Annotated in this window: 20 protein-coding genes; 9 read left to right on the forward strand and 11 right to left on the reverse strand. The window is 36.7% G+C overall.

Going from position 1 to position 24,579, the window contains the following annotated elements; all coding sequences use genetic code 11:
* Positions 1-34: 34 nt before the first annotated feature.
* The 3 genes from ACNQGH_RS06205 to ACNQGH_RS06215 form a co-directional block, all read right to left on the reverse strand.
* Positions 35-886, reverse strand: coding sequence for a TorF family putative porin (locus ACNQGH_RS06205; protein WP_417955117.1), 852 nt, complete (start codon positions 884-886; stop codon positions 35-37).
* A gap of 25 nt (positions 887-911) precedes the next feature.
* Positions 912-2,264, reverse strand: coding sequence for an NAD-dependent succinate-semialdehyde dehydrogenase (locus ACNQGH_RS06210; RefSeq protein WP_417955118.1), 1,353 nt, complete (start codon positions 2,262-2,264; stop codon positions 912-914).
* 177 nt (positions 2,265-2,441) lie between these two features.
* A complete protein-coding gene (locus ACNQGH_RS06215; RefSeq protein WP_417955119.1) occupies positions 2,442-2,927 on the reverse strand; it encodes an Lrp/AsnC family transcriptional regulator in 486 nt (161 codons plus the stop codon).
* A gap of 266 nt (positions 2,928-3,193) precedes the next feature.
* Here ACNQGH_RS06215 and ACNQGH_RS06220 point away from each other — a divergent pair, with 266 nt between their 5' ends.
* The 7 genes from ACNQGH_RS06220 (at position 3,194) to ACNQGH_RS06250 (ending at position 10,434) form a co-directional block, all read left to right on the forward strand.
* Positions 3,194-4,651, forward strand: coding sequence for a CoA-acylating methylmalonate-semialdehyde dehydrogenase (locus tag ACNQGH_RS06220; protein WP_417955120.1), 1,458 nt, complete (start codon positions 3,194-3,196; stop codon positions 4,649-4,651).
* Positions 4,652-4,756: 105 nt separating this feature from the next.
* Positions 4,757-5,206 (forward strand): GNAT family N-acetyltransferase, encoded by a 450-nt coding sequence (locus ACNQGH_RS06225; protein ID WP_417955121.1) that lies wholly within the window; start codon positions 4,757-4,759, stop codon positions 5,204-5,206.
* Between the two features lie 22 nt (positions 5,207-5,228).
* Complete coding sequence (locus tag ACNQGH_RS06230) at positions 5,229-6,563, forward strand: aminotransferase family protein (protein WP_417955122.1); 1,335 nt, start codon at positions 5,229-5,231, stop codon at positions 6,561-6,563.
* 252 nt (positions 6,564-6,815) lie between these two features.
* Complete coding sequence (locus ACNQGH_RS06235) at positions 6,816-7,031, forward strand: hypothetical protein (RefSeq protein ID WP_417955123.1); 216 nt, start codon at positions 6,816-6,818, stop codon at positions 7,029-7,031.
* Complete coding sequence (locus tag ACNQGH_RS06240; protein WP_417955124.1) at positions 6,997-7,602, forward strand: glycoside hydrolase family 26 protein; 606 nt, start codon at positions 6,997-6,999, stop codon at positions 7,600-7,602. Before ACNQGH_RS06235 ends, ACNQGH_RS06240 begins: the two co-directional genes overlap by 35 nt.
* Before the next feature lie 35 nt (positions 7,603-7,637).
* The gene (locus tag ACNQGH_RS06245; RefSeq protein WP_417955125.1) at positions 7,638-9,029 is read left to right on the forward strand and encodes an MFS transporter; all 1,392 of its coding nucleotides are present in this window, start codon (positions 7,638-7,640) and stop codon (positions 9,027-9,029) included.
* A 115-nt stretch (positions 9,030-9,144) separates the two neighbouring features.
* On the forward strand, positions 9,145-10,434 hold the full coding sequence (locus ACNQGH_RS06250; RefSeq protein WP_417955126.1) for a glycoside hydrolase 5 family protein: 1,290 nt from the start codon (positions 9,145-9,147) through the stop codon (positions 10,432-10,434).
* Between the two features lie 123 nt (positions 10,435-10,557).
* Here ACNQGH_RS06250 and ACNQGH_RS06255 read toward each other — a convergent pair whose 3' ends face one another.
* The 3 genes from ACNQGH_RS06255 to ACNQGH_RS06265 all read right to left on the reverse strand — a co-directional run bounded on the left by ACNQGH_RS06255 (position 10,558) and on the right by ACNQGH_RS06265 (position 12,309).
* Positions 10,558-11,514, reverse strand: coding sequence for an aldo/keto reductase (locus ACNQGH_RS06255; protein WP_417955127.1), 957 nt, complete (start codon positions 11,512-11,514; stop codon positions 10,558-10,560).
* A 368-nt stretch (positions 11,515-11,882) separates the two neighbouring features.
* Positions 11,883-12,110 (reverse strand): hypothetical protein, encoded by a 228-nt coding sequence (locus ACNQGH_RS06260; protein ID WP_417955128.1) that lies wholly within the window; start codon positions 12,108-12,110, stop codon positions 11,883-11,885.
* Between the two features lie 25 nt (positions 12,111-12,135).
* Entirely contained in the window at positions 12,136-12,309 is a 174-nt protein-coding gene (locus ACNQGH_RS06265; RefSeq protein WP_417955129.1) for a hypothetical protein, read from the reverse strand.
* 125 nt (positions 12,310-12,434) lie between these two features.
* On the opposite strand from ACNQGH_RS06265, the gene ACNQGH_RS06270 reads away from it, so the two are divergent.
* The gene (locus ACNQGH_RS06270) at positions 12,435-12,923 is read left to right on the forward strand and encodes a nuclear transport factor 2 family protein (protein ID WP_417955130.1); all 489 of its coding nucleotides are present in this window, start codon (positions 12,435-12,437) and stop codon (positions 12,921-12,923) included.
* Positions 12,924-13,047: 124 nt separating this feature from the next.
* Here the strand turns inward: ACNQGH_RS06270 and ACNQGH_RS06275 are convergent, their stop codons facing one another.
* The 4 genes from ACNQGH_RS06275 to ACNQGH_RS06290 all read right to left on the reverse strand — a co-directional run bounded on the left by ACNQGH_RS06275 (position 13,048) and on the right by ACNQGH_RS06290 (position 19,019).
* Positions 13,048-14,589 (reverse strand): acyl-CoA carboxylase subunit beta, encoded by a 1,542-nt coding sequence (locus ACNQGH_RS06275; protein WP_417955131.1) that lies wholly within the window; start codon positions 14,587-14,589, stop codon positions 13,048-13,050.
* Positions 14,590-14,702: 113 nt separating this feature from the next.
* Complete coding sequence (gene accC, locus ACNQGH_RS06280) at positions 14,703-16,142, reverse strand: acetyl-CoA carboxylase biotin carboxylase subunit (RefSeq protein WP_417955132.1); 1,440 nt, start codon at positions 16,140-16,142, stop codon at positions 14,703-14,705.
* A gap of 64 nt (positions 16,143-16,206) precedes the next feature.
* A complete protein-coding gene (locus ACNQGH_RS06285; RefSeq protein ID WP_417955133.1) occupies positions 16,207-16,692 on the reverse strand; it encodes an acyl-CoA carboxylase biotin carboxyl carrier protein subunit in 486 nt (161 codons plus the stop codon).
* A 104-nt stretch (positions 16,693-16,796) separates the two neighbouring features.
* A complete protein-coding gene (locus ACNQGH_RS06290) occupies positions 16,797-19,019 on the reverse strand; it encodes a B12-binding domain-containing radical SAM protein (RefSeq protein ID WP_417955134.1) in 2,223 nt (740 codons plus the stop codon).
* Positions 19,020-19,185: 166 nt separating this feature from the next.
* Here ACNQGH_RS06290 and ACNQGH_RS06295 point away from each other — a divergent pair, with 166 nt between their 5' ends.
* Positions 19,186-23,250, forward strand: coding sequence for a DUF7948 domain-containing protein (locus tag ACNQGH_RS06295; protein ID WP_417955135.1), 4,065 nt, complete (start codon positions 19,186-19,188; stop codon positions 23,248-23,250).
* 5 nt (positions 23,251-23,255) lie between these two features.
* On the opposite strand, the gene ACNQGH_RS06300 is transcribed toward ACNQGH_RS06295, so the two are convergent.
* Positions 23,256-24,539: an MFS transporter gene (locus ACNQGH_RS06300; RefSeq protein WP_417955136.1), complete on the reverse strand. Its 1,284-nt coding sequence runs from the start codon at positions 24,537-24,539 to the stop codon at positions 23,256-23,258.
* Positions 24,540-24,579 lie beyond the last annotated feature (40 nt).

Below are 24,579 nucleotides of genomic sequence, written 5' to 3' on the forward strand. Positions count from 1 at the left end.
AAATGGTTTATAGGAAACCTATCAAGAATTCAAATTACCTGATAGTGAATGTAACACCCGTTGAAAAGAAATTTCTCACCGTTTTAGTACGATTATCATTCGCGTCAAATTCTTGAACTCCGTAGTCATTATTGGTATATCGAACAAAAACCGGCAAACTAAATTTATCGGTAATTTTAAACTCCTTAGCCACATTTACACCTACATTAGTAAAAGTAAAGCCTGCTTTTCCGTTCGCATCTGCGCCATAATAACCGCCATTTATAACTGCTGCTCCAACAAAAGGTCTTACATCAATACCCACTTTTTCAATAGAACAGGTATATCCCATTTCAGCATAACTAGAAAAGGCCCGAGTCCTTTCATCATTCTCATCATACTTATAATCATTACCTCCTACAATAGTACTCCATTGAAAATCAATTGGTACTCCTTTTTCAGTAAAGTTCAGTAGTACCGAAAAATCTAAAGTCTGAGCAGAACCCTCAGAATAATCAAAATAACTGCTCCGCTCCCAGTCCCTATTTTTTTTGGTAGCTGGCCAATAATAATCACTCAACATTACGCTGACAACCGGTGATAATTGATAGGAGATATTCCAATCGAATTCGTTGTAGGCGTCTGCTGCATCAGAAAAGTTTGTTGTTGCCCATACTCCAACAGACAATTTATCTGTAACGGCATAAGAAAGATACGGTTGAAAAGCGATTTTATCGCCATAATATCTAATTCCTCTCCACAAATAGGGATAGACGATATCCACGCCTGCCGTAAATTTACTTTCAGGGGTTTCTGGTTCGGCGAAAAGCGCACTAACTGGTGCTTCTTGTGCAAATGCCAGACCACCTTTTACTAATAACGCTAAAATCAATAGTGCTTTTTTCATTTTCAATTTTTATTCTTAATTATAATTATTCGATAATTACCGATTTCATATTCATAAATTCCTTGATACCAATTTCAGACAATTCTCTTCCGTAGCCTGATTTTTTGATTCCTCCAAAAGGAATTCTGGAATCAGAACGTGCCAATGAATTTATAAAAACATTTCCAGCTTCAATTTTTCTGGCCAGGCGATAGGCATTTTCACGATCTTCCGTCCAAATAGCCGAAGCCAACCCATATCTATGGTTATTGGCAATCGCGACAGCATCAATTTCATCCTTGGCTCTAATTATGGTTGCCAATGGACCAAAGGTCTCCTCCTGAAAAGCAATATTACCAGGATCGACAAAATCAATCAATGTGGGTTCGAAATTACAATGCTCTCGTTGTCCCCCTAGTACCAATTTTGCTCCCTGCTGTAGCGATTTTTCTAATTGACCACTTAATTTTTCGGCCAAATCCAGTCGCGCCAAAGGCCCCATATTGATTCCATCCTGTAACGGATTTCCCTGATTCAAAGCATTTACTTTTTGGGCAAAAAGGGCCACAAATTCATCCGCTACTTTATCGGTAACGATAAAACGTTTGGCGCAAATGCAAGCCTGTCCCGCATTTAACATTCTGGATTGAGTAGCAACAGTAGCAGCTTTTTCTAAATCGGCATCATTCAGAACAATAAATGCATCCGACCCCCCCAACTCCATAACGGACTTTTTAATATACTTTCCAGCCAACGAAGCCACAGAAGAGCCTGTCATTTCGCTACCAGTCAACGTAATTCCATGAACAATATCGGAAGCGATTACACTTTCGACATGCGTAACATCTATGGTTATTTGCTGAAAAACTCCCTCTGGAAAACCTGCTTCCAGAAATGCATTTTCGATAGCTTTAGCACAACCAATAACATTTCGAGCATGCTTTAAAAGCGTCACATTACCCGCCATAATTGCCGGAGCCGCATAACGGAGTACTTGCCAAAAAGGGTAATTCCAAGGCATAATCGCAAAAACAGTACCCATCGGGTCGTAAACCGACATGCTTGTAAAAGGCGTATCGTATGTTTCGTCTTTCAGCATTTTTTCTGCATTGGCTGCATAGAAATCACAATTTCCTGCTGATTTTTCGACTTCACTAATTGCTTCGGATATAATTTTACCCATTTCACTAGTAATCAATAAACCCAACTCCTCTTTATTAGCTCTCAAGATGTTAGCCAGCTTTTTCATTTTATCAGCTCTTTCCTGAAAAGACGTGATACGCCAGTTCTTAAAAGCATTTTCTGATAATTCCAATTTATGATTCAATTGGCTGTTCGTCAATACCTCGTGTTCCCCTATAATTTCCCCTGAAAATGGATTTATTGATTTGAATATCATTTTATTTTCTATTTAAAATTTACTCCCATATCCCACATTATTTACGCCAATTCCACCTGCACACGAATCAGTTCCCTTTCGCCAGCATCAATAATTTTGACATCTTTAGCCGATACCGGATGGGTTGAAAATTACACAAACGTTTAGGTTACTTTGTTGCTCTTATAATGTAGGGCATTATTCATTTTGCTTGCCTGATAATTTCGCGAATTCCAAATCAGGTTGCGCGAATTTATAAATTTTCATATACATATTTGTTTTGGTATCGAAAACACCTTCCAAAATATGAATTTTGCCTCCCAATAATGCATTCAGATGTTCCATATCACGACACATAACATTGGCTTCTATATCATAGTCCCCTGAAACGGATGCCAAAAAACTGATTTCGGGCAGTTTTGTCAATTCTTCAAAGATAGTGTTCAGATGTGATTTTGGCTTGACTGAAATCAAAACACTTGCGTAAGCATTGAAACCAATTTTATTTGGATCTACCCTTCCTATTATTTTTAAAGTCCCATCTTCAACCAAGTTGATGTAACGGTGCCGTATCGTACTTACAGCCACATTAATTTCTTTTGATATTTCGGTAAATGACATTCTCCCGTCTTTTTGAAGCAATGTCAATATTTGGTAATCCAATTCATCATCTAATACACTCATTTTTTTCTATTTTTAACAACGCTCTGAAAGAACTGTCAGTTTAATAATTTTTTCATACCTTAATTCCATCCAAATTTCGTTGGCTTCAATGGTAAAAACAACATCGTATTTATTAACCCATATTTAATCGCAACTAACTCATATTGTAAATAAATTAATATATTAGTAATTATTTTGTAAATCTAACGATATTTATAATTTATAAAAAAAATACTGTTATATTTTTACTAAATTTTGTATTTTTAAAAAATTAAAAAAGCATAATTATGACATTTGATGAAGTAAAAAACTTTATAAATGGAGAGTTTAGATCAGGAAGCTCTGCCAAAATCCATACTGTTATATCACCTTTAGATGGAAATGAATTGACTACTTTCAAAGAATCCACAATGGAAGATTTGAATACGATTATCCGTTTTGCGCAAAAAGCACAAAAAGCCTGGCAAAAAGTTACCTTAAAGGAACGTGTACAGGTTTTCTATAAATACAAACAATTACTGGAGCAAAACAGTGCTGAACTAACCGAAATTATTTACCGTGAAAACGGAAAAACTCATAGTGAAGCCAAAACCGAAATTGACAAAGCAATTGAACTGACTGAATTTGCCTGTTCACTACCGCAATTTGTAAATGGAGAAAATATGGAAGTAAGTAAAGGAGTCTATTGCTCCTCGACTAAACTACCATTGGGAATTGTAGCTTCAATTGTTCCTTTTAATTTTCCAACTATGGTGCCCCATTGGACTATTGTCAATGCTATCGCATTGGGAAATGCCTTTATTTTGAAACCATCCGAAGCGGTACCCATTAGTAGCCAGTATACAGCAAAATTATTGAAGGAAGCCGGCCTTCCTGACGGTTTATTCAATATTATAAATGGAACACAATCAACTGTTGAGAATCTTTGTGATCATCCGGATATCAAAGCCATTACTTTTGTAGGTTCTACAAAAGTGGCAAAAATAGTATATCAAAGAGCAAGTCATAATTTGAAACAAGTTTTAGCACTTGGCGGAGCAAAAAATCATATCATTCTGCTTCCGGATGCGCATCCAGATATGGTCTCTTCTAATATAGTTGCTTCCATGAGTGGTTGTGCAGGGCAAAGATGTATGGCAGCGGCTACTTTAATAGCTGTTGGAAATTGCAGTGCTATTTTAGACAAATTAATCGATGATGCTAATAAAATTCAGTGCGGAACAACATTGGGCGCCGTGATTTCAAAAGCAGCCAAAGAAAGAATTGAGTCTTATATCACGGAAGCCGAACAACAAGGTGCCAAAATCCTTTTGGACGGTCGCAATACAATTGTTACCGGAAAGGAAAATGGTTTTTATGTTGGCCCAACTATTATAGATTACGCAACCGCCGATATGCGTGTGGCAAAGGAGGAAATATTTGGTCCCGTACTTACTATTGTTCGCGTTAACACGATTGATGAAGCTTTGGCACTTGAAAATGCAAATCCTTATGGAAATGCCTGTTCTGTATTTACACAAAGTGGCGCTTTGGCAAATTATGTTACTGAAAATGCTTCAGCGGGAATGTGTGGCGTTAATATTGGCGTTCCTGTTCCCCGAGAGCCTTTCGGTTTTGGAGGATGGAATGAATCCCGTTTTGGTTCAGGAGATATTACAGGAAAAAGTGCCATTGGATTTTTTACCAAAGAAAAGAAAACGACTACCAAATGGAATCCTGATGCGGGCACCAATTGGATGAGCTAAAATTCTTACCAATCCCGAAGTCACAGGACGCTTCAAAGGAGAGGACGATGAATATTAAATAATAATTTGTATTTTTAATACCCAACCATTAAAAAATAGACAGTTATGATACGAAAAGCTACTTTACAAGATTTAGACCAATTGACGCCATTGTTTGATCAATACTTGGTTTTTTATGGAAAACCCTCCAATTATGAAAAACACAAATCCTATTTAAAAGAACGATTAGAAAATAACGAAGCTATTATTTTTTTAGCTTTTGATGACGATGATAAAGAAAAAGCCGTCGGATTTACTTTAATTTACGTCACCTTCTCTTCTTTAGCGTTACATAAAATACTGATTTTAAATGATTTATTTGTTGACCCAACTGTCCGAAAAAAAAGAATTGGAGAACAATTAATTCTAAAAACTGTTGATTTGGCTAAAGAATTAGGTTCCGATTTAATTCGATTGAGAACAGCAAAAAATAACATCATAGCACAAGGACTCTATCACAAAATGGGGTTCAAAAGAGAGGAATACCTCTACTCGTATGATCTTGCTGTAAAATAAACTAAACCATATCAATAAGAGCATGTTGACTAAAGAGCAAATAATAAACGATAGTAAACAATTCAGCCTGTTTACCTGGGTTGCCCAAAAAAATGTAAATCCCATTCCAATTGAAAGAGCCGAAGGTGTTTATTTATATGAAACAGGCGGAAAAAAAATCATCGATTTCTCCAGCGGATTAATGTCGGTGAATATAGGTCATGGCGACCAGCGCGTTACTGATGCCGTAGTCGAACAAATGCAAAAAGTGAGTTATGTAACCCCTTCATGCACCACCGAAATTCGAGCAAAATTAGCAAAAAAATTAGCAGAGATTTGTCCTGGAGATTTAAACAAAGCTTTTTTTACGCTTTGTGGTGCTTCCTCAATTGAAAATGCCATAAAACTAGCCCGTCTCTATACTGGAAAACATAAAATATTTGGAAGATACCGCGGCTTTCACGGAAATTCTTCTGCAAGTATGACTGTGGGTGGAGATCCCAGAAAACAATATACCGATGCACAGCAATCGACTAATATTTTTCATCTTGACGATCCCTATGATTTTTATGGTTTAAGCGATCAAGACGAAGACACGAGATTAAAATGGAGTTTAGATGCGGTAGAAAGAATCATCTGCTATGAAGGTGGACATACAATTGCCGCCTTTGTTTTCGAAGGAGAAAGCGGTTCTTCCGGTTGCCTTCATTATCCAAAAGGGTATCTAAAAGGGATTAAAGCGTTATGCGAAAAATATGAGATGCTGTTTATTGCCGATGAAGTAATGAGTGGCTTTGGAAGAACCGGAAAATGGTTCGGATTTGAACATAGCGACATTATACCTGACATGATTTGCATGGCAAAAGGCCTGACATCCTCGTATTTACCATTGGGTTGCTTAATGGTTTCAGATAAAATTGCCGCAAAATTCGACGATTCTCCTTTATGGTTGGGATTAACGTATAATTCACATCCCGTTTCTTTGGCTGCGTCACTGGCTGTTGTCAACATTTACGAAAGTGACAACTTAATCGAAAACACCAATAAAATGGGTGCTTATCTGGAGAAACGCATCAACGAAATGCGTTCACAACACCCTTCAATGGGCGATTTTAGAAACAGAGGATTATTGGGTTGTTTAGATGTTGTCAAAAGTAAAGAACCCTATCAATTGATGGCGCCTTTCAATGCTAATGCTGCCGAAATGGAAGTTATGAATAAAGTGGGCGCCAAGTTAAGAGAATTAGGGCTGTACACCTTTGTTCGTTGGGGTTATATTTTTATAGCACCACCTCTAATTATTAACGAAGCTCAAATAGATGAAGGCTTAGCAATTATCTCCCAGGCATTAAGCATTGCTGATGAATCGATAAATTAATAGATTTTTTTTATAATAGTGTAGTACTGAATTAGCTTCTTTTAGCCTTAAAAAAAATATTTTGAAATACTGTCTTAATTAATACAAATAAATTTTATCAATCGGTTTATAATGTACAGAATCACCGGTATTGTAAGGATATAAGATACTGTATTGTTTTTGACTATTTTCTCTTTAATTTTAAACCGAAAAAAAAAAATAAATCATTTAAACTCCAAACTTTCGTTTAGAGTTTAAATGATTTATTTTTCGATGTTATACTTTCGTAAAAGTTCCCGAACCTTAAGCTCGCATTTTGATAATCCTTTGACCGAAAAAAATGTTTGGGACACCACTCCAAAATCGTTGGCTTTGGCTTTATCTGAAGGAGAAAGTCATGAAAAATTTAAATCCTGGTTAGATGAAGCAGCAAAATATATTTTAACTTTAAAAGATGAAAAACGGAAAACCAATTCCTATGCTATATAGCCCCTTTCATGAACTTATAGGAAACTGGTTTTGGTGGTGCAAAAACAATGGAAACCCGACGGAAATCAAAACTTTATGGAAATTCACCATTGATTATTTACAAAAAAAAAGAGGGGGGGGGGGGGGGGGGCATAATTTAATATATATGTACAATACCGCAGATTTCAAAACGAAAGAAGATTTTTCGGAATACTACCCTGGTCCAAATTATGCTGATATTTTGAGTTTTGACACAAAAGATAATTCCTTTATTAAAAATTGCCAAAGACAATTCAAAATAATGGATGAAGTAGCGAAAGAGCAAAATACGATCATGGCTTTTGCCGAAACAGGGTATGAAGCGATTCCTTATGATAAATGGACCGATACGCTTATAAAAGCCATCGGTGATTATAAAATTTGCTATGTATTAGTCTGGAGAAACCGCGGATGGCAAGAAAAAGAACAAAAAATGCATTACTATGCCCCTCATAAAGGACAGCTGAGCGAAAAAGACTTCATAGATTTTTACAATCTTGATACCACTTTATTCGAAAAAGAGGCTGCGAAAGAAAACCTATATAAAAAATAATTAATTGCCTTTATACCTTTAAACAAAAAAAAAAAATGCACAATAAAATAAGTATAAAAGAAAAAGTGGGTTATGGATTGGGAGATGCTGCCTCCTCGATGTTCTGGAAGATTTTCAGTATGTATCTCCTGTTTTTCTACACCGATGTTTTCGGTTTGGCACCTGCTGTTGTAGGGACTATGTTCCTGATCACCAGAATCTGGGATTCCTGTTTTGATCCTCTCGTAGGAATTATTGCGGACCGAACAAAAACACGTTGGGGTAAATTCAGACCTTATTTACTATGGACGGCCATACCCTTTGCAGTAATAGGAATTTTAACATTTTGCACCCCTGATTTTGATCAAAAAGGAAAAATAATCTACGCTTATGTTACCTATTCCCTAATGATGATGGTGTATTCCATCATAAATGTTCCTTATGCGTCCCTTTTGGGTGTTATGTCTTCAGATAGAAAAGAGCGGACCACTCTTTCTTCCTATCGAATGGTTTTTGCTTTTGGCGGCAGTTTATTAGCCCTTTGGTTAATTGAGCCGCTGGTAAATCATTTTGGCGGCAACATGAATTCAAAAATAGGTTGGCTATACACCATCACTATTTTTGGAATGATTACTACCCTATTTTTCTTGGGCTGTTTTTTTCTAACTAAAGAACGTGTTCTACCCATTTCAGATGAGAAACATGACTTAAAAGAAGATCTGAAAGATCTTTGGAAAAACAAACCCTGGTGGATTCTCCTTGGTGCCGGAATTGGAGCCCTAATATTCAATTCCATCCGTGACGGAGCGGCAGTATATTACTTTAAATATTATGTGAGTAATACAGTCAGTTATAGCTTCAATCTTTTTGGAGAACCTTTTGCCATGACTCCAACTTCCCTATACTTAGTGTTGGGTCAGGCAGCAAATATTATCGGTGTGATTGCCGCGACTCCAATAGCAAATACGATTGGTAAAAAGAACACCTTTTTCGGCGCTATGTCTTTAGCTGCTATTTTAAGCGTGATTTTCTATTTTTTCGGAAAAGAAGACATACTGCTGATTATGGTTTTCCAAGTATTAATCAGTATTTGCGCAGGTTGTATTTTCCCATTAATATGGTCAATGTATGCCGATAGCGCTGATTATTCCGAATGGAAACAAGGAAGACGCGCTACAGGACTTGTGTTTTCTGCTTCTTCGATGTCCCAAAAATTTGGATGGACAATAGGAGGCGCAGCAACCGGATGGCTTTTGGGATACTATGGTTTTCAAGCCAATATTGAGCAGACCGCAGTTACTCAAAATGGAATCCAACTGATGTTAAGCATTCTTCCCGCTGCTGCTGCAGTCATTTCCATGCTTTTCATTTTATTCTATCCGCTTACAGAAAAAAAATTACAGATTATCGAACAAGAACTTAGCAACAAAAGAAATTTAACTAATTAATACTTGGTTTTAGAACTTTCAATCATGACTACAAAAAACAATACCTACCGATTTCCAAAAAAGAAAAATCGAAATTGAAACCGAATTTCCACAAATAGCTCTTAAATAAAAAACCATGAAGAATTTAATTTCAAAAATAATACTGTGTTCTTTTTACGTTTGGACAATTACTTGTTCGGCACAAAAACAAGCACCAATAACAGTAAAAGGAACTCAATTTTACAAAGGTGACAAACCGTATTCGTATGTTGGTGCCAACTATTGGTATGGCAGTTTATTGGGTTCTAAAAAAGTAGGGGACCGAAAAAGACTCTTTCGTGAATTGGATTTAATGCAGAAAAATGGAATTGACAATCTTAGAATATTGGTGGGGGCCGACGGAGGGACATATGATTATACCGTGAGTCCGGCTTTGCAATACGAACAAGGAAAATACAATGAGGATGTATTGGACGGTTTGGATTTTCTGATTTCGGAAATGGGAAAACGTAATATGTATGCGGTTTTATACCTCAACAACAACTGGGAATGGTCTGGTGGAATGTCACAATATTTAGAATGGAATGGCTATGGAAAAATTCCGAATCCGAACATTCAGTCCAACACCTGGCCGCAATTTATGGATTATGTGAAGCAGTACCACAGTTGTGAACCGTGTATGGCAGCTTTTGAAAATCATATTAAATACATTTTGGGCAGAACAAATACGTATAATAATAAAAAATATACCGAAGACAACGCTATTATGGCTTGGCAAATAGGTAATGAACCCCGCGTTCTTAGTATTGAAAATGAAGAAAAATTTACGCTATGGCTGAACAAAACGGTTGATTTGATTGATCGTTTAGACCCAAATCACTTGATTTCGACAGGTTCCGAAGGAAAAGTAGGCTCTAATGATGATTTGGCTACTTTTGAGCGCACACACAGCAATGCAAAAATTGACTATTTGACGATGCACATTTGGCCAAAAAACTGGGGTTGGTTCAAGGCTGAAGATCCGAAGTCCACTTTGCCAATCGCAATTGAAAAGGCAACGCAATACATCGACGAACATATTGCTGTGGCAAAAAAATTAGACAGACCAATTGTTATTGAAGAATTAGGTTTTCCAAGAGCAAACGAGAGCCTTTCACCTAAATCATCCGTTGTGGACAGAAATGCATTTTACAAAGCTTTCTTTGACCGACTAATAAAAAGTCATGCCAATAACGAAACGTTGCAAGGAATTAATTTTTGGGGTTTTGGTGGCGAAGGAAAAGCGGTTAACCCTAGTGGGAAATGGAATATCGGGAACCCTTTTACTGCCGATCCTCCGCAAGAGCCACAAGGTTTAAACTCCGTTTTTTCTTCGGATCGATTGACATTGGAAATGGTGAAAATGTACAATTTGAAATTGAAATGATGTTTGTTTAAAATGATTGAAACATCTCACTTAAAAATAAAATCATACACTATTCTTCAACCAAAAAATAACAGCTGCTATTAAAATAAAAAAAGGTAAAATCAAAAATTTCACCTTTTTTTATTATCCCAAAATACTTTCAATGTCGGCTAATTCTTCTTTGGAAAAATCCAGATTTTGCAAACTGTCAATATTGTTATTTAATTGGCCCACGGAACTCGCGCCAATCAAAACAGAAGTGATTCGGTTGTCTTTTAATAACCAGGCCAAAGCCATTTGAGCTAACGATTGATTTCTTTGCTGTGCAATGGCATTCAGTTGAATGATTTTCTGAATTCTTTCCTCCGACACTTCATCCGTTGTTAAATGTCCGTTTGGATTGGAAGCCCTTGAATTTTTCGGAATTCCTTTCAGGTATTTGTCCGTTAAAAGTCCTTGTGCCAAAGGTGAAAATGCAATACAGCCTACACCTTTTTCTTCCAGAACGTCGAGTAAACCGGCTTCTGGCTGTCTCACAAACATCGAATATTTCACCTGATGAATTAAACAGGGTGTTCCCAAACGTTTTAGGATTTCGGTAGCTTCCCTTGTTTGTGCTGCATTATAATTGGAAATTCCGGCATACAATGCTTTTCCGCTTCGTACGGCATAATCCAATGCCATCATGGTTTCTTCCAAAGGCGTTTCCGGATCAAAACGATGCGAATAAAAAATATCTACATATTCCAGATTCATACGCTTCAAACTTTGGTCTAAACTCGATAATAAATATTTTCGGGAACCCCAGTCTCCATAGGGTCCATCCCACATCGTGTAACCGGCTTTGGTAGTAATTACGATTTCATCGCGCAGGTTTCCTTGAAAATTATTTTTTAGAATTTTACCAAAATTAGTTTCCGCAGAACCCGGAACCGGGCCGTAATTGTTGGCCAAATCAAAATGGGTAATTCCTTTGTCAAAAGCGGCTTTAACAATATTTTCTCCATTTTCAAAATTATCTACCGAACCGAAATTATGCCATAAGCCAAGAGAAATTTGAGGTAATAACAAACCACTTTTCCCACATCTGTTGTATTTCATTGTATCAATTTAAAGATTTGATTTTTCAATTTTATAATTTGTAAAATTCGCATTCGTATGTATATAATGCAAATAAACCCGACCTGTTTTTCATACAAATCGGGTTAAATTTATTATATTTAATTTTAAGTAATACAAACTATAGTAAACATTCCTTCTCCCTCTTCTTTGGGAAGTTCGGATGCTTAAGGAAAACCAAAGTATTATTCGCAATCTGAACGTAGTAAAACGGAAACTCATAATTCCATAATTTTCTCCAAGAAGTAATTAAAGCTGAAAAGGTTTTGTTATAAACCGGTGAACCTACATTCGATTCGCCCTAATAGCAATCACACTCGCAATTTTAAATTCCACCAAAGGATAAATCATCACATTAAAAGCCCTCCCTGGTTGGTTTTGGCACTTTCCAATAAAACAGGATCCTTTTGAATTACATCTTCCGGCATCCAAATCTCCGCCGGCGTTCCTCCACAATTCGAGCCGATCAAACCGATAGGCACATTTTTTAAATCCTCCTGCAATCGTTTGGCGAAAAAATAACCTACCGCACTGAAATTTCGTTTCAGGCGTGCATTCTGTCCCTTTACCTGATACATTATTTTACCGCAAATTTGCCATCAGTTAAGGAATAATAAAAAATCGGATATTCGGATTCGTGGCATTCTTCACCTCTTCATCACCGTTTTCAATGCCCCAACTAGCGGACATTTCCATATTGGATTGTCCCGAGCAAATCCACACTTCCCCAATCAAAATATTCTTCAATACAATTTCTTTGCATGCTAACAAAGTCATGTTAATAAGATAATTCTTAAGGGCGGATTGTTTTAGTTATTTTTACATAAATAATCTATATTTTTAATTACATATAAATTAAATGTTGAAAGCGATTTCAGTATAAAAACAACTATAAAAATAGTATGAGTGGAAGTAAAACATCCTTTTTTTTCTGTTTGATAGTAGCTATTAGTATTTCCGCCTGTTCGTCTAAAAAAGCTATAACGCCTTTGTATAATTACACTCCTGACAATCCAGAGCTATACAAGACTATCGTAGCTATGGACAGTGTGTTTTTTGAAGCCTATAACACCTGTAATCTTGACAAGCAAGCGGAAATTTACTCTGATAAAATAGAATTTTACCACGATAAAGGCGGACTGATGACAGCTAAACAGGAAATTTTAGACGGCACAAAAAAATACGTTTGTGGTAAAGTTACCAGGGAATTAGTCAAAGGAAGTATTGAAGTATATCCAATTAAGGATTTTGGAGCTATCGAAATGGGACTTCATAAATTTCACAACAATACCGAAAAGGCTGGAACGCCATCTCATGCAAGTAAATTTATAATCTTTTGGCAGAACAATAATAACGATTGGAAAATAACAAAAGTAGTAAGTCTTCATTAACAACTTTCTTTTCATAATCCTCCTTTTTGTCATTCTAACAAGAAGGGACTCTCCGCTATAATTTTCTTCTATAACACAAAAGCCACCTTTGTCATCAGGTGGCTTTTCAATTTCTGTCCAATACTTACAAAGGAATATTTCCATGTTTTCTTTTAGGAGTCACGCTAACTTTACTTTCAAGCATGCTAAAGGCTTTTATCAATTTGCGTCGGGTATCCTGTGGGAGGATTACCTCATCTACAAAACCGCGTTGGGCTGCGGTATATGGATTTGCAAACAAATCGGCATATTCTGCTTCTTTCTCCAAAAGTTTTGCTTCGTGGTCTTCGGCATCGTTAATTTCTTTTTTAAATATAATTTCAGAGGCGCCTTTGGCTCCCATAACTGCAATTTCAGCTGTTGGCCAAGCAAAATTCATGTCGGCACCAATGTGTTTGGAGTTCATCACATCATAGGCTCCACCGTAGGCTTTACGCGTAATCACAGTTATTCTGGGTACGGTTGCTTCGCTTAAGGCATATAACAATTTCGCCCCATGAACGATAATCCCGTTCCACTCTTGATCAGTTCCCGGTAAAAAACCCGGGACATCCACTAAAACCAATAACGGAATATTAAAACAATCGCAAAAACGGGTAAATCGCGCCGCTTTTTTCGAACTGTTCACATCAAGACAACCGGCTAAAATCATCGGTTGATTGGCTATAATCCCAATGCTTTTTCCTGCTAATCGTGCAAAACCCACCAGGATATTTTCAGCATAATTTTTATGAATTTCAAAAAATGAATCTTCATCAATAATTCCTCCAATCACCTCATGCATATCGTAGGGCTTGTTCGGATTTTCGGGAATAATAGTCGCCAATTCAATACGTACCTCATCGTTCAGTTCATAGGGCAAATTGCGAGGCATTTCTTTATTGCTTTGTGGCAAATAACGCAACAATCGTTTCAAATCTTCCAGACATTCCACATCATTTGCCGAGGTGCAATGCGCCACACCGGATTTAGTGGAATGCGTACTCGCCCCTCCCAATTCCTCCGAAGTTACGGTTTCATTAGTCACAGTTTTTACCACATTGGGGCCTGTTACAAACATATAGCTGGTGTTTTCGACCATCATCGTAAAATCAGTCATAGCAGGAGAATAAACGGCTCCACCGGCACAGGGCCCCATAATAGCCGAGATTTGTGGAATCACGCCCGAAGCTTGCACGTTTCGGTAAAAAATATCGGCATAACCTCCTAAAGAACGGACGCCTTCCTGAATACGTGCACCACCAGAATCATTCAGTCCAATCATGGGCGCTCCCATTTTGACCGCCATATCCATGACTTTACAAATTTTCTCTGCATGCGTTTCGGATAGCGAACCACCAAAAACGGTAAAATCCTGAGCAAAAATATAAACCAATCGTCCATTTATGGTTCCATATCCTGTAATGACTCCGTCACCATAATACAGCTCTTTTTCCATTCCAAAATCAGATGTACGGTGCGTTACCAACATCCCAATTTCTTCAAAAGAACCTTCGTCCATCAAATAATTGATGCGTTCTCTTGCTGTCAGTTTTTTATTGGAATGCTGTTTTTCGATCCGTTTTTTACCACCTCCCAAATGAGCTTGGCCAATTTTATCGTTTAATGTATTTATTTTGTCCTTCATACTGTTCTTTTTTAACCGCCGTTCCCTAATTTTAATTTTTTTTTAATCATTAAGGTATTACCTGTTTTTTTTCACAAAATCAAACTTAATCTCTTAATGGTCCAACAACTATTTTAATTTAGTAAGCGTACGATTTTTTGATCTTCAAAATACTGTTTTAGCGCCACCAAAGCAGCAATTTCAGCTTCTTGTGCCATTTGTTTTTTCAACACATCGGCATTGTAATAATTCTTTACGAAATGAGTGTCAAATTTTCCGGAACGAAAGCCCTCGTGTTCAAAAACAAATTTACCGAAAGGCAACGTGGTGCGAACGCCTTCCACCTGATAGTCTTCAATGGCTTTTAGCATAATTTGAATTGCTTCCTCACGGGTTTCGCCATAAGTGATTAATTTTGCCAGCATTGGATCGTAATAGATGGGAATATCCATGCCCTGCTCAAAACCGTTATCTACACGAATACCCTCACCCTCTGGCAATTGATACACATCCAAATGACCTACGCTTGGTAGAAAATCATTCATGGGATCTTCGGCATACACACGCAATTCCATTGCGTGTCCTTTTATTTTTAAATCTTCCTGTTTGATTGCCAATACTTCTCCTCTTGCCACTCTGATTTGTAATTCAACCAAATCAGTTCCTGTAATCCATTCCGTAACGGGATGCTCAACCTGCAAACGGGTGTTCATCTCCAAAAAGTAGAAATTATTATTTTCGTCCAATAAAAATTCGACTGTTCCCGCTCCTAAATAATCACAGGATTTGGCAACCAAAACGGCTGCCTCACCCATTTTTTTTCGCAGTTCGGGTGTTAAAACCGAAGAAGGAGCTTCTTCTATCACTTTTTGATGACGACGCTGGATACTGCATTCTCTTTCGAATAAATACAAAACATTACCATGACTGTCCGCCATTACCTGAATTTCGATATGTCTTGGTGAGGCTACATATTTTTCTATAAAAACGGAACCATCTCCGAAAGCGGAAATTGCTTCACTGATAGCTCTGTCCATTTGGGATTTGAAATCTGTTTCACTTTCTACAACACGCATTCCTTTTCCACCACCTCCAGCAGAGGCTTTAATCAGAATAGGAAAACCAATTTTCTTGGCAACTACTTTAGCTTTTTCGACATCGGTAATCGCTTCGTCAAAACCGGGAACCATTGGAATATTGTATTGCTTAACGGCATCTTTGGCCGCTAATTTACTTCCCATAATTTTTATTGCTTTCGACTTGGGACCAATAAAGATGATGTTATTTTTTTCTGCTTCTTCCGCAAAATCAGCATTTTCGCTTAGGAATCCATAACCCGGGTGAATCGCATCCACGTTTAAGGCTTTGGCCACTTCAATGATTTTGCTTCCTAATAAATACGACTGATTCGAAGGTGCTTCACCAATCCAGACGGCTTCATCCGCAAATTTTACATGAGGCGCATTTCTATCAGCAGTAGAATATACCGCCACGGTTTTAATGCCCATTTTTTGTGCGGTTTTCATCACCCTAATGGCAATTTCTCCTCTATTGGCAACTAATATTTTTTTCATATTTTAATAAGCAATAAATCGTTTTACTGCAGCACTACAGAAGCTGTAAATACTTGCTGCTCCTTTATTCGAATTCAATTAATAACTGTCCTTTATCTACTGCATCTCCCATCACTACCGAAATCGTTTTGATAACGCCGTCACGAGGAGAAAGAAAACTGTTTTCCATTTTCATGGCCCCCAAAATAATTAAGTTGTCGTTTTCTTTTACACTTTGCCCCACTACAACGCTAATTTCCAGAATCAATCCAGGCATCGGTGCTTTGATAAAATTGACTTGTTTGGTAAGCCCCACTTCAAACCCCATTTCTTTGATGAGAATATCCAAAGGGTTTGAAATTGCAACAACATAGGTGTTGTTATTTACCTTTACCGTGTAGCTTTTTTGAAGAAAATCGGAAGTTAGAATTTCCGCTTTATAAGGGATATTCTGATGCAGTATATGAAATTTATTAGCTGCTACACTAACTGCATCCAGCTGTGAAATACTTTCCATTTCCAAATCAAAATGAAAAGCATCATTAACATTTGCTTTATAACCAATACTCATACATTTATTTATTTAATTGGTTGTAAAAATAAGTAAAGAAAACGTTTTCGTAATCGAAAAATAAAAGTTTTATGCTAATTTGAAATAGATCTCTTAAAATAAATTTACAACATTAACAATCCAAATTCTCTTAGGGTTTTAATTGGTTTTGAGTACCAAAACAATTCAAAGTCTTCCAGTTGCATTTCAAAATCTGTTTTTATTTCTTGAAACGTGTGGATTTTAATATTCGAGACAGCTATTTTCTGAAGCATATTAACCAGCCATTCTCCTTCACTTTTATTGGTTTGAATAGCGAAACTTTCTTTTTTATCATGGAAAGTTAACGACATTAGCTCCCAGGAATTCCCTTTTTTAGACTTAGTAAAATGCTCAACAAATGGCTTCCCTCCTAACCAGACAATTTTGGCAGTGGGCTTACTATTGAAGTTATCGTCTTCTTGCAAAGCATCAAAAATAAAATCAGGAGCTACTTTTGTTTTTGGAATTTTAAATTCAAACCAATCCTGCAACTCATAATCAAAACAGATTCCATGCATGAAATTGAACAAAGATTTCTTGAGTCCAAAACTGAATTTATCATGATCGATTCCTGTTGAATCAGTATAATTAATATCATTGTTGGCAAAAGTTCCTAAGATTTCGGTTTCTTTTACTACACCAAATTTCTCCGGATACAAGCCTACGGGACTGTGCGCCGTCATAGCAAACTGATGCCAAAACCCGGATTGCAACACGCCTACTTCAAATAATTGTCGCACCATTTCGAGACTGTCTACGGTTTCCTGAATAGTTTGTGTGGGGTAACCGTACATCAAATAGGCATGAACCATTACGCCTGCTTCGGTAAAATTTCGGGTGACTTTAGCAACCTGTTCCACCGTCACTCCTTTGTCTATTAATTTCAATAATCTATCAGAAGCTACTTCGAGTCCGCCAGAAACGGCGATACAGCCTGAAGCTTTTAAAAGCAAACACAAATCTCTGGTAAAGCTTTTTTCGAAACGAATGTTCGTCCACCAGGTCACTGCTAATTTTCTTCGAAGGATCTCGAGAGCCAAAGCGCGCATCAAAGCCGGAGGTGCCGCTTCATCTACAAAATGAAATCCGTTCTCACCTGTTTGGGCTATCATCTCCTCCATCCGGTCGCATAATAAACTGGCGGCAACGGGTTCATATACTTTGATATAATCTAAAGAAATATCGCAAAAAGTACATTTTCCCCAATAGCAACCGTGTGCCATGGTGAGTTTATTCCAGCGACCGTCGCTCCACATGCGGTGCATTGGATTCACAATTTCGATAACCGAAATGTATTTATCCAACAACAAATCGGAGTAATCAGGCGTACCCACTTGGGATTGTTTGTAATCGTGTTTTAGGGAATTATTTCTATAGACCACTTTTCCATTTTCTAGCAGAAACGTTCGTTTATAGGAATTGTAATCTGGATTTTCAATAGTAGAAATTAATTCTTCGATTGGCATTTCACCATCGTCCAATGTAATAAAATCGAAAAACTCAAATACACGAGCATCCGAAAGCGAACGCAATTCAGTATTCGGGAAACCACCGCCCATAGAAATCTTAATGTTCGGATAATGCTTTTTCATCCATTGTGCCGAGCGAAAAGCCGCATATAAATTCCCTGGAAACGGAACAGAAATCAGGAATAATGTCGGCTGGATCGTTTCTATTTTTTCTTTTAGAATCGAAAGAAGTAGGTTATCAATATACGTTGGTTCTTGTTGCAAGGCTTCATACAACTCGTCAAAAGAATTCGCACTTCGTCCCAAGCGTTCTGCATAGCGGCTGAACCCAAAATTTGAATCAACGCATTCCACAATAAAATCCGAAATATCTTCGAGGTATAAGGTGGCTAAATGTTTTGCTTTGTCCTGTGTTCCCATTGTTCCGAAAGCCCAATCCAATTCTTCCAATTGTGCAAATCGTGATGCTTCCGGCAAGAAATCTTCCTGACAAATTTGAAGGGCCAATGTTGGATTTTTTCCTTGTAGAAAAGCAATTACTGGATCGATAGTTTTTAGATATTCATCTCGTAGTGCAAGAATTCTTTGACTATTTGGTGTTAGGTTTATTTCTCCTGTTCGGACAGTGCTTTCGCATTGAGTATTCGGTATTGGAAAAGTAAATACCTGGTCCAAACCTTCCTTCGAAAACAATTTCAAAATCACTTCAATTCCCAAATCTGCCTGAATGGATTCAATGTTTTTAGTATTCAGAAAACCTTTGATATAAGCGGTTGCCGGATACGGTGTATTCAGTTGGGTAAAAGGAGGCGTAATTAGAAATAATTTGGTTTTCAAAAGGAATAAGTTTTGTGCAAAAATAAGGGATATTTATGTTCTTTCCACAAAAGTAAAAGTCTGCATTATTATTTATTTCTTGGATCCAAATATAAAACACAGTCCTTTTCAATTTTTATGCAATTTGTAGATATTTAATTACATTTACATTGTATAAATCATTTCCATGAAACATAAATTACTTTTACTGCTATTATTAATCGTTGTCTCATTATTTGCCCAAAATAAAAACCAATCTATTGGTTTCAAAGAAAATAAAGGTCAAATTATTGATCAAAAAGGAAAACCGAATGCGGCGGTAAAGTATCTATTAAACTCAAAAGGATTAAATGTTCAGCTAAAAAAGAATGGATTTTCGTATGACATTTATGAAACTAAAAAAAAGCCTATTAAACAGAATATCGAAGAAAACCTTACTTCTTCTCTATTAGAAAATAATAAAGGCAAAACTTCTAATTACAGGGTAGAACACGTTTTTCATAGGGTAGACATTGATTTTGTCAATGCTAATCCTAATGTAGAATTAATTGCAGGTGAAGCATCAAAAGATTATGATAATTATTACAATGTGCCGAATAAACCTGAAGGTGTTCTTAACGTGCATCAATACCAGCAAATTACTTATAAGAATATCTATCCCAAGATTGATGTAATTTTTTCCATTCCAAAAGACACTTTAAAAACAGTCGAATATAATTTTGTAGTTCACCCGAAAGGCAAAATATCGAACATTCAATTAAAATTTAATGGCTCTAAAACCGATTTAGTTGACAATAAAATTCGAATGAGCGTTCGTTTTGGTGAAATGGAAGAGACCCTTCCTGCCAGCTGGACGGAAGATGAAATTAGTAAAAAGGAAATTAGTATTGGTTACAAAAAAATCAAGAACAATATTTATGGATTTGAAACAGCAAGTACTATTTCGGATAAAACGGTAATTATTGATCCGGTTCCTGTAAGGTTATGGGGAACTTATTATGCCGGAAATAATCAAGATTTCGCAACTGACATTTGTAATGACAACAACAACAATGTATATTTTTCGGGATACACATGGAGTAATTCAAATATTGCTACAGCTGGAACTTACATTGTATCAACGTATACCTATTATTATGGAAATGGTTTTATTGCAAAATTCAATAAAGATGGAGCTAGAATATGGGGAATATATTATCCTGTTGTGCCCACAACCATAAAAGTAGATTCTAATGAGAATTTATATTTTACAGGAAGTGGCGTTGGTATTGGTGTAGCAAATGTATCCACTTCGGGCTCCCATCAGCCCTTACATTCGGGCTATTATGATAATGCCTTTCTAGTAAAAATAAATTCATTAGGAACAAGAGAATGGGGAACCTATTATGGTGGTAATTCATCCGACAGAGGTAAAGATATTAGTTTTGACAATCAAAATAATGCCTATCTAGTTGGTGTTGCAGGAAGCGTGGAAAACATAGCAACTAATAATACCCATCAGCCTACTCATGCATCAGGCTATCTTGATGACGATGGTTTCATTGCAAAATTTACACCTCAAGGAGTTAGAGTTTGGGGTACTTATTTTGGTGGTACTGAAAGCGACGAGATTATTTCTTCAAACATTTCTGACGATGGATTTTTATATGTAACGGGAAATACCCGAAGTAATAGCGGCATATCAACTTCAAGTTCTTATCAACCAAATATAATTGGATATGCCTCAGGGATGATTGCCAAATTTACTTTAGATGGACAAAAAGTTTGGGGGACTTATTTTACAGGAAATACAAGTGCCACTATTACAAAATCAAAATTAAAAAACAATTTTTTATACCTCACTGGTATAACGAACAGTCATGATAATTTGAATAGTATCGGAACTTTTAATCAAAATTTCCAAGACTTACCAATGCATTACGGTTTCAGTAGCTATATTTCAAAATTTGATGTTAACTCACAAAGTCAAGTGTGGGGAACCTATTTTGGAGAGTTCATACAGGATTTAGAAGTTAATTCAAATAATAAAGTTCTTATTACAGGATGTACAGATCAAATTACAGGGATTGCAACTTCTGGAGCATATTCTTCTATTAGTGAAAGAGGAGATGCTTATGTAATAAAGTTAAATGAAATCGGACAAAGGGAATGGGGTACCTATTATGGAGGAAATGGTAGCGAAGGATATAATGGCGCAGCAAATGTTTGTAATAAAATGTCGCTGGATCTCTTGGACAACATCTATTTAGTAGGTAATACAAATAGTACGACCAGAATTTCAACCCCTGGTGCACATCAAGAAAATTATATACTAAATCCATTAGGTGGACTTTATAATATATATTTAGCAAAGCTTCAAGATTGTTCATCCAATCCTACAATAACCTCCAATTCTCCAATTTGCGTAGGCAAAACTATAGAACTAAAAGCATCTGGCGGAACGGACTATGCATGGACGGGACCAAATGGATTTACATCTGCTTTACAAAATCCAGCTATAGTAAATACAACCGCTTTAAATAGTGGCCTATACAGTTGTAGCATTACCGGAACCGGAGGTTGTGACGATACAAAAAAAGTTGCTGTAATTGTCGGAGATATTGAACCACCTATTCCTGACCTTACGACCCTTCCAGTAATAACAGGCGATTGTAATACCATAATTACAACAATACCTACAGCAACAGACATTTGTGCTGCAGTAATTACAGCAACGACCTCAAGTCCGCTCTCGTATAGCTTACCGGGAACATACACCATTATTTGGAAGTATAATGATGGGAATGGAAACACGTCAACACAAAACCAGACCATTATAATTAGTACCCAGCCATTACCAACTGCAGCTTCTACCCAGTCGTTCTGCAGCAACCAAAATGCAAAATTAAACAACGTCGCAATAACTGGTCAAAACATAAAATGGTATAACACATTAGTAAATGGAACACCCCTACTAAATACAACTTCATTACAAAACGGAACTATTTATTATGCTTCACAAACGATTAATGGCTGTGAAAGTGAAAGAACTTCTATTACAATCAATATCCAAAATACCCAAGCTCCAATCGGGAGTGGAGATCAAACTTTTTGCACGAGTCAGAATCCAACTTTAGATACTATGGTAGTTTCAGGAACTGCGATAAAATGGTATAATAGTGTTGGAGTTATTTTATCTACTTCAACTCCTTTACAAGATGGAGCTATTTATTATGCTTCACAAACTGTGAGCGGATGTGAAAGCACAACAAAACTGGCTATTACTGTTTCCTTAATACGCACTTTACCGGCAAATAATTATGCCGAACTATTTTGCGATGATTTGAATGACGGCTTCGAGAAAGTGAATTTATCAGACTACAATTCAAAGTTGATTTCAAATACATCAGGGCATACCTTTTCTTATTATTCGACTTTTTCAGGTGCAGAAAATCAATTGGTAACCAATCAAATTACTACCTTTTCAAATTACAACTTAGCTTTAGAGGATAACAAAATATACGTTCGTATCAATTCGAATACTCCTTGTTACGCGATTGTCGAATTAAAACTAATCCTTTTATCTAAACCAAAAATAACGATTCCAGATGTTATTCCCATTTGTAAAAATAATTCAATTGTGATTGATGCCGGTGCAGGTTTCAATAGTTATTCATGGTCAAACGGAGCTAATACACAGTCTATAATTGTTACGAATCCCGGAAATTTTTTTGTAACAGTAACTGATGATTATGATTCCTTTTATTGTTCGAGCACAAAAAATTTCATAGTAAAAAATTCAAATATCGCCACAATTACTTCCATTGAAACACAAGACTGGACGGACAATCAGAATGTGATAACAATTTATGTTACTGGTGCAGGAGATTTTGAATACTCCATTGACGGAATTCATTTTCAGGATACCAATAAATTTTCGAACATCATTAATGGACAATATACCGTTTCTGTCAGAGACAAAAATGGGTGTGGAACTGTAACCGATGAAGTTTATGTAATGATGTATCCAAAATTCTTTACTCCTAACGGGGATGGCCATAATGACAGTTGGGAAATCAAATTTTCAGATTTTGAAGTTGGTCTAATCGTTAAAATATTTGACCAATATGGAAAATTCATTACAGACTTACAGCATACTACTGGTTGGAACGGGACTGTAAATGGTCAGCCGGCTCCGGCTTCTGATTATTGGTTTGTAGTAAAAAGAGCCAATGAAAAAGAATATCGAGGTCATTTTAGTTTGAAACGATAGTATGATCAAAACTTATGCTCCTTTTTACTAATCATCAACAACGAAAACAAAGAGATACAGGCTGCGGTACTCAGATAAAAACCAACATAGGTCAAACTATAATGTGTCGCCAACCAAATTGCAATCATAGGCGCAAAAGCTGCTCCGATGATTCCTGCCAAATTAAATGCCAAAGAAGTACCCGAATAACGAACGGTTGTAGGAAACAATTCCGACAAGAAAGTACCCAAAGGGCCATAAGTAAATCCCATCAAAGCCATTCCAACACATAAAAACAAAGTCACAAGAAAGGTACTGCCTGAGTTTAAGAAAAAAGAAAATGCAAAACCAAAAATAGCTATAGCAGTTGTGGCATAAATTAGCATCTTTCTACGCCCGATACGATCCGCAATTAGAGCCGAAACAGGAATAAAAAGTGCAAAAAACAATACCGAAAACAATTGCATTAATAGAAAATCTCTTTTGGAATAACCCAAATCAGAAGTTGCCCAGCTGAGTGTAAATACCGTCATGAGATAAAACACTAAGAACGTAGTAATAGCAGCAAATGTGCCAAAAATCAATTGGTTTTTATAAAATTTTAATAAAGTAAAAAATGGGATTTTCACTTCTTCTTGTTCTTTTTTGGAATTTTCGAAAGCGGGAGTTTCGGTAATTTTTAAACGGATATAAAAACCTACGACAACCAATAACGAACTCGCTATAAAAGGGATTCTCCAGCCATAATCTAGAAAAGCATCGGCACTCATCGTATCGGTCAAAACCAAGAAAGTCCCTCCCGAGAGCAATAAGCCTATTGGAGCTCCCAATTGCGGAAACATACCATACCAAGCGCGTTTATTAGGCGGAGCATTTTCGATGGCCAATAATACGGCTCCACCCCATTCCCCACCTAAACCAACTCCCTGACCAAATCGGCACAACATTAATAATAAAGGGGCAGCAATTCCAATGCTGGCATAACTTGGTAAGAAACCAATACTCACCGTTGAAATACCCATGGTCAACAAAGCGATTACTAAGGTAGTCTTGCGTCCAATTTTATCTCCATAATGACCAAAAACTGCAGAACCAATAGGTCGAGAAAGAAACGCTATCGAAAAGGTTGCTAGGGATAGCAAAACCGAATTGGTACTGTCTGCTGAAGGAAAAAATAGTTTCGGAAAAACCAAAACGGCTGCATTTGCATAAATATAAAAATCGAAAAACTCTATCGTTGTACCTATTAAACTGCCAAAAAGAACATGTTTTAATGAATTTTCTTTATTCGAATTTGAATTATCTTTCATGTGAATGTTAAAATATTTCGATAAAAATGGTACTATTTTT

It is taken from the genome of Flavobacterium kochi, assembly GCF_048286715.1.
Lineage (GTDB): Bacteria > Bacteroidota > Bacteroidia > Flavobacteriales > Flavobacteriaceae > Flavobacterium.

What these genes read in the sequence shown, in the direction of transcription:
- ACNQGH_RS06240 (WP_417955124.1), top strand. Translation starts at nt 6,997, where the DNA reads ATGAAAAACGGAAAACCAATTCCTATGCTATATAGCCCCTTTCATGAA.
- ACNQGH_RS06295 (WP_417955135.1), top strand. Translation starts at nt 19,186, where the DNA reads ATGAAACATAAATTACTTTTACTGCTATTATTAATCGTTGTCTCATTA.
- ACNQGH_RS06270 (WP_417955130.1), top strand. Translation starts at nt 12,435, where the DNA reads ATGAGTGGAAGTAAAACATCCTTTTTTTTCTGTTTGATAGTAGCTATT.
- ACNQGH_RS06300 (WP_417955136.1), bottom strand. Translation starts at nt 24,539, where the DNA reads ATGAAAGATAATTCAAATTCGAATAAAGAAAATTCATTAAAACATGTT.
- ACNQGH_RS06235 (WP_417955123.1), top strand. Translation starts at nt 6,816, where the DNA reads ATGTTATACTTTCGTAAAAGTTCCCGAACCTTAAGCTCGCATTTTGAT.
- ACNQGH_RS06275 (WP_417955131.1), bottom strand. Translation starts at nt 14,589, where the DNA reads ATGAAGGACAAAATAAATACATTAAACGATAAAATTGGCCAAGCTCAT.
- ACNQGH_RS06230 (WP_417955122.1), top strand. Translation starts at nt 5,229, where the DNA reads ATGTTGACTAAAGAGCAAATAATAAACGATAGTAAACAATTCAGCCTG.
- ACNQGH_RS06260 (WP_417955128.1), bottom strand. Translation starts at nt 12,110, where the DNA reads ATGTATCAGGTAAAGGGACAGAATGCACGCCTGAAACGAAATTTCAGT.
- ACNQGH_RS06255 (WP_417955127.1), bottom strand. Translation starts at nt 11,514, where the DNA reads ATGAAATACAACAGATGTGGGAAAAGTGGTTTGTTATTACCTCAAATT.
- accC (WP_417955132.1), bottom strand. Translation starts at nt 16,142, where the DNA reads ATGAAAAAAATATTAGTTGCCAATAGAGGAGAAATTGCCATTAGGGTG.
- ACNQGH_RS06215 (WP_417955119.1), bottom strand. Translation starts at nt 2,927, where the DNA reads ATGAGTGTATTAGATGATGAATTGGATTACCAAATATTGACATTGCTT.
- ACNQGH_RS06210 (WP_417955118.1), bottom strand. Translation starts at nt 2,264, where the DNA reads ATGATATTCAAATCAATAAATCCATTTTCAGGGGAAATTATAGGGGAA.
- ACNQGH_RS06220 (WP_417955120.1), top strand. Translation starts at nt 3,194, where the DNA reads ATGACATTTGATGAAGTAAAAAACTTTATAAATGGAGAGTTTAGATCA.
- ACNQGH_RS06285 (WP_417955133.1), bottom strand. Translation starts at nt 16,692, where the DNA reads ATGAGTATTGGTTATAAAGCAAATGTTAATGATGCTTTTCATTTTGAT.
- ACNQGH_RS06205 (WP_417955117.1), bottom strand. Translation starts at nt 886, where the DNA reads ATGAAAAAAGCACTATTGATTTTAGCGTTATTAGTAAAAGGTGGTCTG.
- ACNQGH_RS06265 (WP_417955129.1), bottom strand. Translation starts at nt 12,309, where the DNA reads ATGACTTTGTTAGCATGCAAAGAAATTGTATTGAAGAATATTTTGATT.
- ACNQGH_RS06225 (WP_417955121.1), top strand. Translation starts at nt 4,757, where the DNA reads ATGATACGAAAAGCTACTTTACAAGATTTAGACCAATTGACGCCATTG.
- ACNQGH_RS06245 (WP_417955125.1), top strand. Translation starts at nt 7,638, where the DNA reads ATGCACAATAAAATAAGTATAAAAGAAAAAGTGGGTTATGGATTGGGA.
- ACNQGH_RS06250 (WP_417955126.1), top strand. Translation starts at nt 9,145, where the DNA reads ATGAAGAATTTAATTTCAAAAATAATACTGTGTTCTTTTTACGTTTGG.